Source organism: Bacteroides sp. (genome assembly GCF_029057325.1).
GTDB lineage: Bacteria > Bacteroidota > Bacteroidia > Bacteroidales > Bacteroidaceae > Bacteroides.
On sequence record NZ_JAICZW010000125.1, the window covers coordinates 1 to 16369 of the forward strand.

9 protein-coding genes are annotated in these 16369 nt (G+C 52.1%); all 9 read left to right on the top strand.

The features are described 5' to 3' along the window. Nucleotides 1–184 precede the first annotated feature (184 nt). Nucleotides 185–997, top strand: coding sequence for a DUF3805 domain-containing protein (locus tag K2G43_RS07340; RefSeq protein ID WP_297645180.1), 813 nt, complete (start codon nt 185–187; stop codon nt 995–997). A 33-nt stretch (nt 998–1030) separates the two neighbouring features. Then, entirely contained in the window at nt 1031–2908 is a 1878-nt protein-coding gene (locus tag K2G43_RS07345) for an ABC-F family ATP-binding cassette domain-containing protein (RefSeq protein ID WP_300153835.1), read from the top strand. Between the two features lie 7 nt (nt 2909–2915). Next, nucleotides 2916–3767, top strand: a complete 852-nt coding sequence (locus tag K2G43_RS07350) for a histidinol-phosphatase (protein ID WP_300153837.1) — start codon at nt 2916–2918, stop codon at nt 3765–3767. 767 nt (nt 3768–4534) lie between these two features. Beyond that, nucleotides 4535–7702, top strand: a complete 3168-nt coding sequence (locus tag K2G43_RS07355) for a TonB-dependent receptor (RefSeq protein WP_300153839.1) — start codon at nt 4535–4537, stop codon at nt 7700–7702. A 5-nt stretch (nt 7703–7707) separates the two neighbouring features. Continuing rightward, nucleotides 7708–10095, top strand: coding sequence for a RagB/SusD family nutrient uptake outer membrane protein (locus K2G43_RS07360; RefSeq protein WP_300153841.1), 2388 nt, complete (start codon nt 7708–7710; stop codon nt 10093–10095). 28 nt (nt 10096–10123) lie between these two features. Next, nucleotides 10124–10582 (top strand): hypothetical protein, encoded by a 459-nt coding sequence (locus K2G43_RS07365; protein ID WP_300153843.1) that lies wholly within the window; start codon nt 10124–10126, stop codon nt 10580–10582. Nucleotides 10583–10798: 216 nt separating this feature from the next. Then, nucleotides 10799–12880 (top strand): hypothetical protein, encoded by a 2082-nt coding sequence (locus K2G43_RS07370; RefSeq protein WP_300153845.1) that lies wholly within the window; start codon nt 10799–10801, stop codon nt 12878–12880. Next, nucleotides 12877–13986: a DUF5009 domain-containing protein gene (locus tag K2G43_RS07375; RefSeq protein WP_297641774.1), complete on the top strand. Its 1110-nt coding sequence runs from the start codon at nt 12877–12879 to the stop codon at nt 13984–13986. The genes K2G43_RS07370 and K2G43_RS07375 overlap by 4 nt, the downstream gene beginning before the upstream one ends. Nucleotides 13987–14056: 70 nt before the next feature. After that, a partial coding sequence (locus K2G43_RS07380) for a glycoside hydrolase family 95 protein (RefSeq protein WP_366525008.1) occupies nt 14057–16369 on the top strand: 2313 nt, incomplete at its 3' end.

A 16369-nucleotide genomic window follows, 5' to 3' on the forward strand; every position in this document is an offset into this window, starting at 1 on the left:
ATTGTAGTACAATAATGAAGACCTTAACCGTCTTCATTCATAAACGATGATTGGGAACAGCCGGTTCGTGAGAATCGGCTGTTTTTTTTTCGTTTGTTTGCATATCAGCGGCGGTAATGCTATTTTTGCGAAAAATAGAGCGGGTAACGGCTGTTGCCGTTTCTGCAAGAATCAGTGTAACGATATGGAACAAGGCAAGAAATTTATCTCTCCGGGAGCATGGTTTTCGATGACTTATCCGGCAGATTGGAGCGAATTTGAGGATGGGGAAGGCTCTTTCCTCTTCTATAATCCCAACGAGTGGACCGGCAATTTCCGTATTTCGGCTTTCAAGGGAAATGCCGCTTATGGTGAGGAGTCCGTGCGACAGGAGCTGAGGGAGAACCCTTCCGCCACGTTGGTCAAGGTGGGGCGACTGGAGTGCGCCTACAGCAAGGAGATGTTTGAAGAGGAGGGGACGTATTATACTACCCATCTCTGGATAACCGGTCGGGGCGAACTGGCGTTCGAGTGCTCGTTCACGGTGAAGAAAGGCGCTTCCGTGGCGGAGGCTGAAAGGGTGGTTGCCTCACTGGAGGTGCGGAAAGAGGGGGTGAAATATCCGGCAGAGATTATTCCGGTGCGCCTTTCGGAGATTTACCAAATCAACGAGGCGTACGAATGGGTGGACGCCACCGTTAAAGAGACCTTGAAGAAGGACTTCCAAGGAGCGGAAGAGGACATCGCCAAGATGCAGCAGCTGATGGACAAGGGCGGTGTCAGTCCGAAGAAGAAAGATGTATGGCTTGCCTTCGGCATCGTGCTTTGCGTCATCCTCGCCAACGAAGTGGACGGCATGGAATGGCGCACATTGGTGGACGGAAACCGCGAAGCTCCCGTCCTGCTGAACACCGCTACGGGCAAGTGGACAGACCCCATGAAGCTTGTCTGGAGCAAAGTGAAAGCGGGCGAGAAGGTAGATCTCGTAGCCACCTACGAAGCCCTTTTAAACTGTTAATTATCAATTGTCAATTCTCAATTATCAATTGTTTTGAATCCAATACTTCAAGTAGAAAACCTGACCAAGTCGTTCGGTGATTTGGTCTTGTTCGAGAATATATCTTTCGGACTGGCGGAAGGCCAGCGGGTGGGGCTGATAGCCAAGAACGGCAGCGGCAAGACGACGTTGCTCAACATCCTTTCCGGCAAGGAGGGGTATGATGCGGGAAACATCGCTTTCCGCCGCGACCTGCGGGTGGGTTATCTGGAGCAGGACCCGCATTATCCCGAAGAGCTGACCGTGCTCGAGGCCTGTTTCCACCATGGCAACAGCACCGTGGAACTGATTAAGGAGTATGAACGCTGCATGGAGACGGAGGGACATCCCGGGCTGGACGAGCTGCTGGTGCGCATGGACCACGAAAAGGCGTGGGAGTATGAGCAGAAGGCGAAGCAGATTCTCTCCCAACTCAAAATCCGCGACTTCAACCGGCAGGTGAAGCAGCTCTCCGGCGGGCAGTTGAAGCGGGTGGCGCTTGCCAACACGCTCATCACCGAACCCGACCTGCTGATACTGGACGAACCTACCAACCACCTCGACCTCGACATGACCGAGTGGCTGGAGGAGTACCTGCGCCGGAACAACCTCAGCCTGCTGATGGTGACGCACGACCGCTACTTCCTGGACCGCGTATGTTCGGAAATCATGGAGATAGACAACCGCCGGATTTATCAGTATAAGGGCAATTACAGCTACTATCTGGAGAAGCGGCAGGAGCGCATCGAAGCCAAGACGGTGGAGATAGAGCGTGCCAACAACCTCTACCGCACGGAGCTGGAGTGGATGCGCCGCATGCCGCAAGCCCGCGGACACAAGGCGCGCTATCGCGAAGAGGCCTTCTACGAACTGGAGAAGGTGGCGAAGCAGCACCTGCGCAACGACCGGGTGAAGCTGGATGTCAAGGCTTCCTACATCGGCAGTAAGATATTCGTGGCGGACCGTCTCTGCAAGTCGTTCGGCGATCTGAAGATACTGGACGATTTCTCCTACATCTTCTCCCGCTACGAGAAGATGGGCATCGTGGGCGACAATGGCACGGGAAAATCGACCTTTATCAAGATACTGATGGGACTGGAACAGGCGGACAGCGGCACGCTGGACATCGGCGAGACGGTTCGCTTCGGCTACTACTCGCAGCAGGGGCTGGAGTTCGACGAGCAGATGAAGGTCATTGACGTGGTGCAGGACATTGCCGAGGTGATAGAGCTGGGCAACGGCAAGCGGCTGACGGCATCGCAGTTTCTGCAACATTTCCTCTTCACGCCCGAGACGCAACACAGCTACGTTTATAAGTTGAGCGGCGGTGAACGCCGCCGCCTCTACCTCTGCACGGTGCTGATGCGCAACCCCAACTTCCTGGTGCTGGACGAGCCTACGAACGACCTCGACATCGTGACCCTGAACGTGTTGGAGGAGTATTTGCAGAACTTCAAAGGCTGCGTGATGGTGGTGAGCCACGACCGCTACTTCATGGACAAGGTGGTGGACCACCTGCTGGTGTTCAACGGACAGGGCGACATCCGCGACTTTCCCGGAAACTATACCCAATATCGTGACTGGAAAGACGAGAAGGCCCGTCAGGAAAGGGAGAAAGAAAAGGAGGCCGCCAAGGCGCAGGAGGCGAAGGCCGTCCGGACACGTCCGAGCGAGAAACGCCGCCTCTCCTTCAAAGAGAAACGCGAGTTCGAGCAGTTGGAGCAGGAGATTGCCGGTCTGGAGGGGGAGAAGAAGGCCATTGAGGAAGCCTTGTGCAGCGGCACCCTTTCGGTGGAAGAGCTGACGGAGAAGTCGAAGCGGCTGCCGGTGCTGGAGGAATCGCTGGATGAGAAGATGTTCAGGTGGCTGGAGCTAAGTGAAATAGAGAATTAAAGAAATTATGAACCTTACCAATTACCATAGTCATTGCCTCTATTGCGACGGCCGGGCCGGCATGGAGGATTTTGTACGCTTTGCCTTGAGCAAAGGATTCACTTCATACGGCTTTTCTTCGCACGCACCGTTGCCTTTTCCGACGGCGTGGACGATGGAGTGGGACAATATGGATGACTATCTGGCAGAGTTCCACCGGCTGAAAGCGAAGTATGCGGGACGCATTGAATTGTATGTCGGGCTTGAGATTGACTACCTGAACGAAGAGAGTAACCCGGCTATCCGGCGTTTCAGGGAACTTCCGCTGGACTATCGCATCGGCTCCGTGCATCTGCTGTACAACGATGTGGGAGAAGTGGTGGACATTGACGTGCCTGCCGATGCCTTCCGACAGCTTGTGGACCGGCAGTTTGGAGGTGACCTGGAACGGGTGGTACGACTTTACTACGCCCGACTGACGAGGATGCTCGAACTGGGCGGTTTCGACATCGTGGGGCATGCCGACAAGATGCACTACAACGCCGTTTGCTACCGACCGGGATTGCTGGACGAGCCTTGGTACGACGAGCTGGTCCGGACTTACTTCGCGGAGATTGCCCACCGTGGCTATCAGGTGGAAGTCAACACGAAATCCTGGCACGAACTAGGCACCTTCTTTCCCAACGAACGCTATTTCTCCCTGTTGCACGACCTGGGCATACGGGTGCAGGTGAACAGCGACGCCCACTACCCCGAACGCATCGACAACGGCCGTCCCGAAGCCTTGAAAGCCTTGAGACGGGCGGGTTATACAGCTGTGATGGAGATGGTTCGCGGGGAGTGGAAAGAGCAGGGGATAACAGGGATTGCCGGACGGTGAGTATTTCTATGACTTTTTCGATAATATCGGAATTTTCAAGGAAGAGTTGGAAATACCTCTAACTCTCAATTTTAGATTGTGTAATTCGCAAAGTGTTTCTTTTTGACTATAAAAGAAGCATGGAGCAATTTGTCTCCTTTAATTTATTGATTTATTCTTTACAAAAACTTCTTCGGAAATCACGGTGCTGCATGTTGTTACCCTCAGTCGTTATCTGAGGCAACCTCAGTCGTTACCTTTCCCTACCCCTTTCAGGAGTACTCCTGGAACCGTTTTTTTTGTTGAGAAATGAGAAAACTGCGATTTTTTGCATTTTTGGGCGGGAAATGATATTTTTTTACATCCCTACATGGGAAATGAATACGTTATGCATGCCACGATAGGTGAATAGTTACAATGATTCGTACGGCATTCTAAAGGAACCAAGTTCTGATAGGACTTGGTATGTTGAATACGTTCTATCATCAGCAAAGGTAACAATAATTTTGTTATTTAAACACATTTACCAAATTGTTTTATTTGTAAGGCCTCTTTTTTTTAAAAAAAGCGTCTATAAGTCCCCTCCTTTTCTCATATATACTATAAAAAACATTGGCGGAATTCATTTCGAAATAAATTCAGGAGGGGGTGTCACGATGAGTTTTGCTTTATCCTCATTCAACACACTAAGTCCTATCAGAACTTTATTTTTTATGAAAATGTAAAACCTAATAAATCTATATGAATAAAAACAAAGCAAACAATTATTTATTAATTTAATCTTTACTATGTCAAAAGGAACTATTCACTTCCATGAGTCGGGCAGACGTTTTCGTCCGACTTTCTCAAGCATCGCAGGGATGGGACTTTGTTCGTTGCTGTTGTGTGCTTCTCCGCAGGCCCTGCTTGCGGAAACGGGTGATGCTGATGCGATTGCCATCGTTCAGCAGACAAGTACCATCAAAGGTACAGTGGTCGATGAGACCGGGCTTTCGGTCATTGGCGCCAGCGTGGTGGTAAAAGGGACTACCAACGGTTGTGTGACGGACATTGACGGGAACTTCTCGCTCAATGCCAAGTCGGGAGATCTTCTTGAAATCTCTTTCGTGGGCTACCAGACCGTGACCGTAAAGGCTACCGCGCAACCTATGTCCATCGTATTGAAAGAGGACAGCGAAGTGCTGGATGAAGTAGTCGTGGTGGGTTACACCAGCACCAGTAAGCGCGACTTGATTGCCTCAGTTTCTACCGTGAAGGCAGAGCAGATTTCAAACATGCCTGTCACCAACATGGCGCAAGGTCTGGCGGGACGTTCGCCCGGTTTGATTGTAAAGGCGAGTGGTGGTGGTATCAACTCTACGCCGAATGTCAGCATCCGTGGTGGAGGAAATCCCATCTACGTCATTGACGGCGTTATCCGTTCGTCGGCTGACTTCCAGAACCTTTCACCCGACGACATTGATGCCATGTCTATCCTGAAGGACGCTTCGGCTACGGCGGTATATGGTTCGCGTGCCACGAACGGTATCATCCAGGTGACTACCAAGCGGGGCAAGGAGGGAAAGGCTTCTGTGGAGTATGACTTCAACCAAAGCTTCTCGCAGCCCAGCATCTGGCCGGAAAAGATGAGCTCGTATGAAAGGGCGCTCTATTCCAACATCGCCCGCCAAAACGATGGCTTGGAGCCTATTTATACGGAAGAGGGCTTGAACCACTTTAAGAACGGTACCGATCCGCTGAATTTTGCCAATACCAACTGGCGTAAGCTGGTGCTGAACGACTGGGCACCGCAGCAAAAGCATACCATCCGTGTATCGGGCGGCAACGACAAGAATCAGTACTACGTGTCGTTGGGACATATCGACCAAAACTCGTTGTACAAGAACGACAACCACTGGATGAAGCGTACCAACTTCCGCCTCTCCCAGTCCACGTTTATCGAGGCTATCGGTGTCCGCCTGAATGCTACTATCGACGGTTATCGGCAGAAGACGACCCATCCATACACCTCCACTTCCAGCAACTATTATACGGTGTTCTCGCACATCAACGACAAGTACAGCCGCTATCCCGGCGTGAATAAATACGGTTTGCCCTACAACTTGACCGACAATCCGGTTGCCGAGACTGCCAAAGATGCCGGTTACATCCGCAAGATTGACAATGTAATCAATGGGCGCGGCGAAGCCATCTGGGAAGTGCCTTGGGTGGAAGGGCTGAAAGTGCGTGCCGCCAGCAACTACCGTTATTATGGCGAGACGAACAAGTCGTGGCGCAAGGATGCCGGTCAGTACGACTGGGATTCGCAAAGCCCCGTGTATGCCAACAAACCGCAGCTGAGCCATACTTCAGCTACCGGCTATTCGTTTACGAACCAGGCATTTGTGGAATATGCCAACCAATTTGGCAAGCACTCGGTATCGGCATTGGCAGGTTTTGAGCAATACTACGAGAAGACCGAGAGCTATAGCCTGCAACGTGACAACTATTCGTTCGACATCGACCAGATTACCATCGGTGATGCCAACAGGCAGGCCAATAGCGGCAGCGAGGCGGAGTTGGGACGTGCGGCTTGGATTGGCCAGGTGAAGTATAACTATGATAACAAGTATTACGTGGAAGGCAGCATCCGTTACGACGGTTCCGACCGTTTTGCGCCGGGCAATCGTTGGGGTACCTTCTTCAGCGGTTCGCTAGGATGGATTGTGACGGCGGAAAAGTTCATGCAGCCGCTGGTGGAAAAGAACATCCTGAACTCGTTGAAACTTCGTGCTTCTTACGGTGAGACCGGTTTGGATGAGTCGGCAGGTCGTTTCCAGTACATGACGACGTATTCCTATAATCCGTATGCCTACGTGATGCAGGGCGAATACTATCCGGGCTTCACCGAAGGCAATCTGGCTTCGCCCGACCTGACGTGGTACACCACCAAACAGATGGACTTTGGTTTCGACTTTTCTTCCTTGAACAGTCGCCTTTACGGTTCGTTCGACTACTTCTACTATTCCACCAAAGGTTACTTGGTGGCACCGGTGGGAGACAGCTATTTGAACACGGCTCTCGGCGTAGGTCTGCCGCGTGTGGCATCGGACAGTGAACATCGTCGTGCCGGTGTCGAAGTGCAGTTGGGCTGGAGAGACAACATCGGTGACTTCAAATATGATGTTGCCACCAATTTCACCGTTTACAACACGATTTGGGCACTTGACGAAAGCGAAGCGGAATCGAGCCGCATGAATCCCTATTTCAGAAGCCAGCAGGTGAAGCAGAACTACTACGGACTTCTGTTGGAGAACCTGGGCTATTACACCAGTGCAGAAGATGTGTTCAACTCTCCGGGTGTGCTCAATGCCTACAATTCAGGCTATATGACCGCCGGCGACTTGAAGTACAAGGATGTGAACGGTGACGGTAAGATTGACAGTGAAGACAGACGCCGTCTGGGCAAGTCGAATTCTCCTCACAATCAGTTTGGTATCAATATTAACCTGAATTACAAGGGATTCTATTTCAGCACCTTGTTCCAGGGTGCTTTGGGATTCGACATGTATGTGTCGCCCGCTTTGGGCATGCAGACCGGACAGACGGGCGACATGCCGGTGGCATACGACTACCAGACCGACTTTTGGACTCCGACCAACCGCAACGCACAATATCCGCGCTTGATGTCCGATACGGGCCGCAACGCGAACAACAACTATGAAAGCAGCGACTTCTGGCTCATCAACGGTTCTTATCTCCGTATGAAGGACTTCCAGTTTGGCTACGACTTCAAGTATAAGCTGTTGAAGAACATCAATTGGTTGACAAGATGCAAGGTGGGCGTTTCCGGCCAGAACATCTTTACCATCTCCAAATCAACCAAGTATGGCATGGACCCGGAAGCAGCCGATACGGGCTACCAGGGTTATCCGGTAGAGAGAATTTTAGCGTTTACTCTTAACTTAGGATTTTAATTCGTATGAAAAATATATTCAAATATGGCCTATTAGGCTTGGGTGTTGTCACCTTGTCGTCTTGTATAAATACACTTGACACGCATCCTACCACAGTATTCGATGCCGAAACTGTATGGGGGAGCAAGGCTACGGTAGAGGGCTTTGTATATGCCACTTATACCGATGTGATTCATGCCGGTTATGCCGGTTCTGGCACCAGCGTGGGCTGGGAAGCGCGTACTCCTAATTCGGTGCGATGCTCGCAGGTGGGTGAAGGTATCGACGGAGTTGCTACCGAGTTGGGCGTCAGCGAAAGCAGCGACTTCGGTTGCAACCGTTTCAGCCTGCTCAGAAGGGCGAACCTGATTATCCACAATGTGGAGAACAGCGCCACTTTGAGTGATGCCGAGAAGAAGGAACTTTCCGCACATGGCTACTTGATGCGCGGCATGATTTTCTTCGACCAAGCTCGCAAGATGGGGCGTTTCGTCCCGGTGCGTGAAGTGTTCGATGTGGAACATCCGGAAGCGGTCAACATCCCGATGACACAGAATGTTGCCGAAGGATATGACATCATCATCAGCGATCTGGAGAAGGCTGCCGACTACCTTCCTACTGATAATATGCCGGGATTGCCTACCCGGTATGCAGCCGGTGTGTTACTGTCGAGAGCCGCCTTGCAGGCATACGCTTATACCCAAGACAGCAAATACTTGGACGTTGCCATCCGATATGCTTCGGACGTGGTTACAAACAGCGGTGCTTCACTTGCCACCAATCTTTCTCCCGCCAAGAGCCTTTGGAACGAAACCGACTCTTACAACGAGGAAATCTTGTGGGCATACTACCGCGAAAAGGATAATACGAACGTACAGAGTTTTGAGGAGCTGATGAGGACTTACCCCAACATCTCTACGGACAATGTGCTTAATTCACAAAGCCCCATCGCCTTGCGACAGGCAAACGGACAGACTTTTGAAGGCTGGGCAATCTACTTCCCGACGCAGGATTTGGCAGACCAGTTCCTGGTAACGGACGAGGCTACGGGCGAGGCGTTGCCGTGGTATGAGACCTCTCAATATGTGAACAGCGTGGATATTCTGAACCCGGCAACGGTGACCGAGGTGGGTCAGGTGGACCAATATCAGCAGAATAGCGGTGACTGGCGCCGCATTCCTACTCCGCAAGACTTTGCCCAGACCAGAGACGGTTATCCGGTGGTGAAGCGTTTCCATCAGTTGAAAGCCGGTTCGGAACGTGATCTCAGCGACTTGATGTATAGCGGACGTGACAACCGTTTCTACACCACGATGGTGTACGACAAGGCTACTTGGATGAACGAAAAAGTCGAGCTGAACCTGGGCGGAAACCTCTCCATGGGAGTGCGCGATAAGGCAAACGGACAGACTTTTGAAGGCTGGGCAATCTACTTCCCGACGCAGGATTTGGCAGACCAGTTCCTGGTAACGGACGAGGCTACGGGCGAGGCGTTGCCGTGGTATGAGACCTCTCAATATGTGAACAGCGTGGATATTCTGAACCCGGCAACGGTGACCGAGGTGGGTCAGGTGGACCAATATCAGCAGAATAGCGGTGACTGGCGCCGCATTCCTACTCCGCAAGACTTTGCCCAGACCAGAGACGGTTATCCGGTGGTGAAGCGTTTCCATCAGTTGAAAGCCGGTTCGGAACGTGATCTCAGCGACTTGATGTATAGCGGACGTGACAACCGTTTCTACACCACGATGGTGTACGACAAGGCTACTTGGATGAACGAAAAAGTCGAGCTGAACCTGGGCGGAAACCTCTCCATGGGAGTGCGCGATAAGGAAGACGGCGGTTGGTACAACACGACTACGGGCTACTATTGGCGGAAGAGCAACATTGAAAATCCTGAACCACGTGCCTATTATGCCAGTAAGGTGGCTCTCCACTTCAACATTGCCCGCTTGGGTGAAGCCTACCTGAACTTGGCGGAAGCACAACTGCTGAAGAAGAATATCCCGGCAGCGGTAGAGGCGTTGAACGCTACCCGCACCAAGCACGGTGGGCTGGCTCCTTCGCAAGCAACGACAGAAGCAGAAGCCTGGGCGGATTACATCCGCGAACGCAACTGCGAGATGACCAACGAAACCGGTGATATCTATTTCAGCTACTTGCGTTGGGGCAAGTATGGAGGCTATGCCAACAACGGCAAGGCGGCAGGAGAGGTTATCGATGAGTTGGATCGCCCGGCTTACAAGATTGAAATCAGCCGAGACCGTACCAAGCTGGTTGTGAATCAGGTGACTTTGCTGAATAGTGCCAATCGTCATTTCACGACCCGCCGTTATTTGTTGCCCATCGCGCAGTCTTTCTTGAACACACGCGAGGCATACGGTTTGGATCATACTCAAAACGAAGGTTGGTAATTACTAATTTTTAAATGATACAGAACTTATGAAGAAATATTTTACTATCATGACTGCCTGCCTTTGGGCAGTACTCCTCTCTTCCTGCTTGGATGCCAATCTGGAAGATTTGGAAGAATACTCCGGATGTGACATTACGAACGGCGATGTGTATTGGAGATATTACGGAACGGACAAGAATCCGGGCAGCGGCGAAACGGAGGTCAAGCAGGTGCGGCTTGCTGCGGCACGTACCCAGGATACGGAGAATTGCGTATATACCATTCGTTACGTCACCGACAACATTCCGGAAGCCGAACGTCCTAATTTCACCGAGTCGAAGGCAATGGTTGTAGTGACTATTTCCACGGCTTCTACCATTAAGCCCATCGGTGACGCTCCTAAGTTGGGTGTACCGGGTGATTGGAGCAAGGACCATCAGTATGAGGTGACAGCCGCCGATGGCACTAAGAAAATGTGGACCATCGTGGTAGAACCATACGAATAACTGAAAAGTCGTTTCAACATAGTAATGTTGTAAACAATGGGAGCAGCTTTCCTGTGAAGGGGGGCTGCTCCGCTCTTTCTTTCCCCTATTAATTCGCCCTTTTATCAAATAAATCTGGATTGAAAATCCTATTCGACAAAAAAAGCGTTATATTTGTGGAAGCGAAACGGCTGTTTCGTTTAGATTTGAATTTTGTTACTTTAATCAGAGAAAAACATGAAAAATAGTTGTAAGAAAACATTGTGTATATTGTTCATACTGTTGGGCATGATATATGCTGCATCTGCCCAAAGTGTTGTTTTTCCGCAGAAAAAACAACCGGGACGTGCCGGGATGAAGGCGAAGAAAAGTGTCTATATTATTGGTAACGAACTATTTACTGCAAAATTCATAAACAAGGATAAAAGCCTGCTGTTCGGCGGTTCTGCCGAACTGGGACTATTGCCCGGTACGGAACTCTTCAAGATACGTCTTGGGGAGGACAGCACGGAGGTGGCGGCTTCGGACATGGTATTGAAGAGTGTGCGCACGGCGAAACTGAAAGGAGATGCCGCTGCTGCCAGAGGCTCGGAGAAACTGGACGGCTATGCCCTTCAAGCAACGTTTGAATACGAAGGACTGGAAATAGCTTGGCAGGCTGTGTTGCGTGACGGGTCGCACTATCTGCGCACCGAGATGGACATCGCTGCACACCAGGAAGTGTCGATGCACTCCATCATTCCCCTGATTTATGAGATGGAGGATGGCAGTGAGCCGTCGCTCCGCGTAGTGGGAAACACCCGAGGAGCGGTCATTGCCGGAGCGCATATCTTTGCCGGACTGGAGACACCTACCGGCATCAATACGGTAACGAAGCAGGGACAGAACGTCCGTATGCAGGGGCTTTGGAGCCGCCACACGACATTGGCGGCCGGAAAGACGTGGAATGTGAGTGCCGTGGTGGGACTGATGGCGGAAGGACAGGCACGCCGTTCGTTCCTGGCGTACAACGAGCGCGAGCGTGCAGTGCCTTGGCGTGCCTATCCGGTGTACATCTCTTGGTATGAACTGAACATCGACCGCAACAATGCGGAGAATTACGACGGCAACATGACCGTGGAGCAATGTACCGACATCGTGTCGGAATGGAAGAAGCAGTTTTTCGACAAATACCAGACCGGCATAAAGGCTTTTGTCTGGGATGACGGTTGGGACAGCTATGGGACGTGGACCTTCAACAAGAACTTCCCCAATGGATTCAGCGAGCCGGATGCCGTGGCAAGGCAGATGGGCGCAGGCATCGGTGCCTGGCTGGGACCGGTGGGCGGATACGGCCGTTCGGGCGACTACCGCCGCAACTTCTGGAAGGAGAAGGGGGGAATGCAACTGAGCAATCCCGACTATTACAAGACTTTCCTCGATGCTTGCACCTACCTGATAAAGAACTATGATTTTCGCTTCTTCAAGTATGACGGCATCAGCGCGCAGTTCAGTGCCGTGGGACCCGACCCCGGAACGAGAGGCGAGGAGAATGCCGAAGCCATCATCAACATTGAGCGAGAGACCCGCAAACTGAAAGCGGACATCTTCTTGAACACCACTGTGGGCACCTGGGCTTCTCCTTTCTGGTTCCGCTTCACGGATGCCGTATGGCGGCAGGAGGCGGACTATGCCACCATCGGTGACCAGGGAAGCGATCGGGAACGCTGGATTACCTACCGTGACCGCTTGGTTTATCAGAATTTCGTACAGAACTCCCCGCTTTGCCCCATCAATACGCTGATGACTCACGGCTTTATCCTGTCGCGTTGGGGCGAGGTATCCAAAGATATGGATTATGATGGAATCGTGCGCGAGCTGCGTTGCGCGTTCGCCTGTGGTTCGGGCATGGTGGAGCTTTACAATGACTACAAGCTGATGAATGAAATCAACAATGGTGCCTTGTGGAAAGACCTGGCGGAGTGCATCGCCTGGCAGGAAGCCAATGCGGACGTGTTGCCCGACATCCATTGGGTGGGGGGCAATCCTTGGGACGGCAAGCAGGCAAATATCTATGGCTGGGCGGCATGGAACGGCAAGAAGGCGGTGCTCACGCTGCGCAATCCCGCCGCTTCAACGCAGACCATTAAGCTGACCTTGCGCGAGGCGCTCGACATCCCCGCTTACGTGAAGACCCGCATCGTGCTGTCCGACGCCTTTGCGCAAGGTACGCCCGAAGGACTCGCCACCGGGCAAGAGATAGACATAGATTCCGAACTTTTGCTGACACTGCCCGCATCATCGGTATTCATTTATAACGGTACAGATCTTCGCCTATGACACATGTATCTTCTGCTGCCCGTTCCTCCTATGCCGTGCGCCCCTCGGAACGGCTCTCCTCGCTGGACATCTTGCGAGGATTCGACCTCTTTCTGCTGGTCTTTTTCCAGCCAGTACTGGTGGCACTTGGCAACAGGCTTGACCTGCCGTGGCTGAACGCCGTGTTGTATCAGTTCGACCATGAGGTATGGACCGGTTTCCGCTTTTGGGATTTGGTGATGCCCCTGTTCCTCTTCATGGCGGGAGCATCGATGCCTTTCTCCTTTGTCAAATATGAGGGAGGTGCGGGCAAGAGAGCCGCTTTCAGGAAAGTGGCGAGGCGTTTTTTGCTCTTGTTTTTGTTGGGCATGGTGGTGCAGGGTAATCTGCTGGGACTTGACCCTGCACACATCTACTTTTATACCAATACGTTGCAGGCGATAGCAAGCGGTTATCTCATCGCTGCCGTGTTGCTTTTGTGCTGTCCCCTCAGGTGGCAGGTGGCGGGCACGCTGGCGCTGTTGCTGTTATATTGGCTACCTATGACTTTTTTCGGTGATTTCACGCCCGAAGGCAACTTTGCGAACCGGCTGGACCGGGCGGTCATGGGGCGTTTCAGGGGTGACCCTACTTATACTTGGATATGGAGCAGCCTGACGTTCGGTGTCACGGTCATGCTGGGAACCTTTGCCGGGCGCATCATGAAAGAGGGGAGGGAAGAGCGTGGGAAGACGGTAAGGCGTCTGTTTCTGGTCGGCGTTGCCCTGGTGGCAGGCGGGTTGCTGTGGAGCCTGCAGATGCCGGTCATTAAGCGGATATGGTCGTGCAGCATGACCCTGCTTTCTGGCGGATATTGCTTCTTGCTGATGGGGATTTTCTATTACTGGATTGACTATAAGGGGCATACGCACGGACTGGAATGGCTGAAGATTTATGGTATGAATTCCATTGCCGCCTATCTGCTGGGTGAGACTGTCAATTTCCGTTGCGTGGCGCATTCTGTCTGTTACGGTTTGGAGCGATATCTGGGTGAATATTATGCTGTCTGGCTGACATTTGCCAATTTCCTTATCTTGTTTCTGATACTCAGATTCATGTACCGACAGAAGATTTTTCTGAAGATTTAAGTATGTAAGCAATATGTTTATTTTCAAAAATAGTATGAATATGAAAAAACTATTAATTTTAGCGATGGGGATGTTTCCCCTGTTTTCTTCCAGTGCGAAAGCCGACGGTGGGACACCTCCTGCCCGCGAGCTTTCTTTCTGGTTCGATGTTCCCAACACCTTGCGCGGCATGGCAGTTTGGTACGATGGCAGGCCCGATATGTGGGATGGTGAGAAGAAGCCCGAGTTTGCTGGCAACGCTGCGACGAATCCAGACATGGACTGGGAAGCGCGTTCTCTGCCCATCGGCAATGGCAGCATAGGTGCCAACATCCTCGGCTCTGTGGAGGCGGAACGTATCACGTTCAACGAGAAGACCCTCTGGCGCGGCGGTCCCAATACGTCGAAAGGAGCTGCTTACTATTGGGACGTAAACAAGCAGTCCGCCCATGTGCTGGATGAAATCAGGCAGGCTTTCACGGATGGCGACCAGAAAAAGGCGGCGTTGCTGACCCGTAAGAACTTTAACAGCACGGTGCCTTACGAGGCATACGCGGAAACTCCCTTCCGGTTCGGAAATTTCACGACGATGGGTGAATTCTATGTAGAGACGGGGCTGAGCACGGTCGGCATGAGCCACTACAGGCGTGCTCTCTCTCTCGATTCGGCCCTTGCCACGGTGAGCTTCCGGAAAGAAGGGGTGGCTTACAAGCGCTCTTATTTCATCTCCTATCCTGCCAATGTCATGGTAATCCGCTTCAGTGCCGACACGCCGGGGATGCAGAACTTGACGTTCAGCTATTCGCCCAATCCGGTATCTACGGGCAGCATCGCTGCCGAAGGGGCCGATGGACTGGTCTATACCGGCAAGCTGGACAACAATGGCATGGAATACGTGGTCCGCATCCGTGCCATCGCCCAAGGAGGTTCCTTGTCCAATGCCGACGGGAAGTTCAAGGTGAAAGGGGCTGATGAGGTGGTGTTCTTGGTGACGGCAGATACCGATTATAAGATAAATTTCGCTCCGGACTTTGCCGACCCGCGTGCCTATGTGGGGATCAATCCGGATGAAACCACTTCCGCTTGGATGCGCGATGCGGCAGCGAAGGGGTATGAACAGCTTTTTGCTGAGCACTATGCCGATTACTCTTCCCTCTTCGACAGGGTGAAACTTCATCTCGGCTCTGCTTCCGGCTATGAGGACATTCCCATCACCCGGCGGCTGGCGAACTATCGCAAGGGTATTTCGGATTCTTATCTGGAAGAGTTGTATTTTCAGTTTGGCCGTTATCTGCTTATTTCCAGTTCCCGACCGGGCAACCTGCCCGCCAACCTGCAAGGTATCTGGCATAATAACGTGGACGGTCCTTGGCGGGTAGACTATCACAATAACATCAATGTGCAGATGAACTATTGGCCCGCCTGCTCCACTAATCTGGACGAGTGTATGTTGCCCCTTATCGACTTTATCCGTACGTTGGTGAAGCCGGGTGAGAAGACGGCGCAAGCCTATTTTGGCGCACGGGGGTGGACGGCCTCCATATCGGGCAACATCTTCGGTTTTACCGCGCCTTTGAGCAGCGAGGACATGTCTTGGAACTTCAATCCGATGGCAGGACCCTGGCTTGCCACACATGTGTGGGAGTATTATGATTACACCCGCGATAAAGCCTTTCTGAAGGAGACCGGGTATGATCTGATAAAGAGCAGCGCCAATTTTGCAGTGGATTATCTGTGGCATAAGCCGGACGGAAGCTATACGGCAGCTCCCTCTACTTCGCCCGAACATGGGCCGATAGACCAAGGCGCTACCTTTGTGCATGCCGTCATCCGTGAAATTCTGCTCAATGCCATTGAGGCGAGCAAGGTGCTGGGAGTGGATGCCAAAGAGCGTAAACAATGGCAGCACGTATTAGCCAAATTGGCTCCCTATTCCGTAGGACGTTACGGGCAGTTGATGGAGTGGTCAACGGATATCGATGACCCCAAGGATGAGCATCGCCACGTAAACCATCTGTTCGGCTTGCATCCGGGACACACGATTTCGCCTGTCACTACGCCCGATCTGGCAAAGGCATCCAAAGTGGTACTGGAGCATCGTGGCGATGGTGCCACAGGTTGGAGCATGGGATGGAAACTGAACCAGTGGGCACGCCTACAGGATGGCAACCATGCCTATAAACTCTTCGGCAATCTCCTGAAGAACGGGACATTGGATAATTTGTGGGATACGCATCCGCCTTTCCAGATTGACGGCAACTTCGGAGGAACTGCCGGTATCACGGAGATGTTGTTGCAGAGTCACATGGGATTCGTTCAGTTGCTTCCTGCCCTTCCCGACAACTGGAGCGATGGATGTGTCAAAGGTCTTTGTACCCGAGGCAATTTTGAAGTTGATATCCGG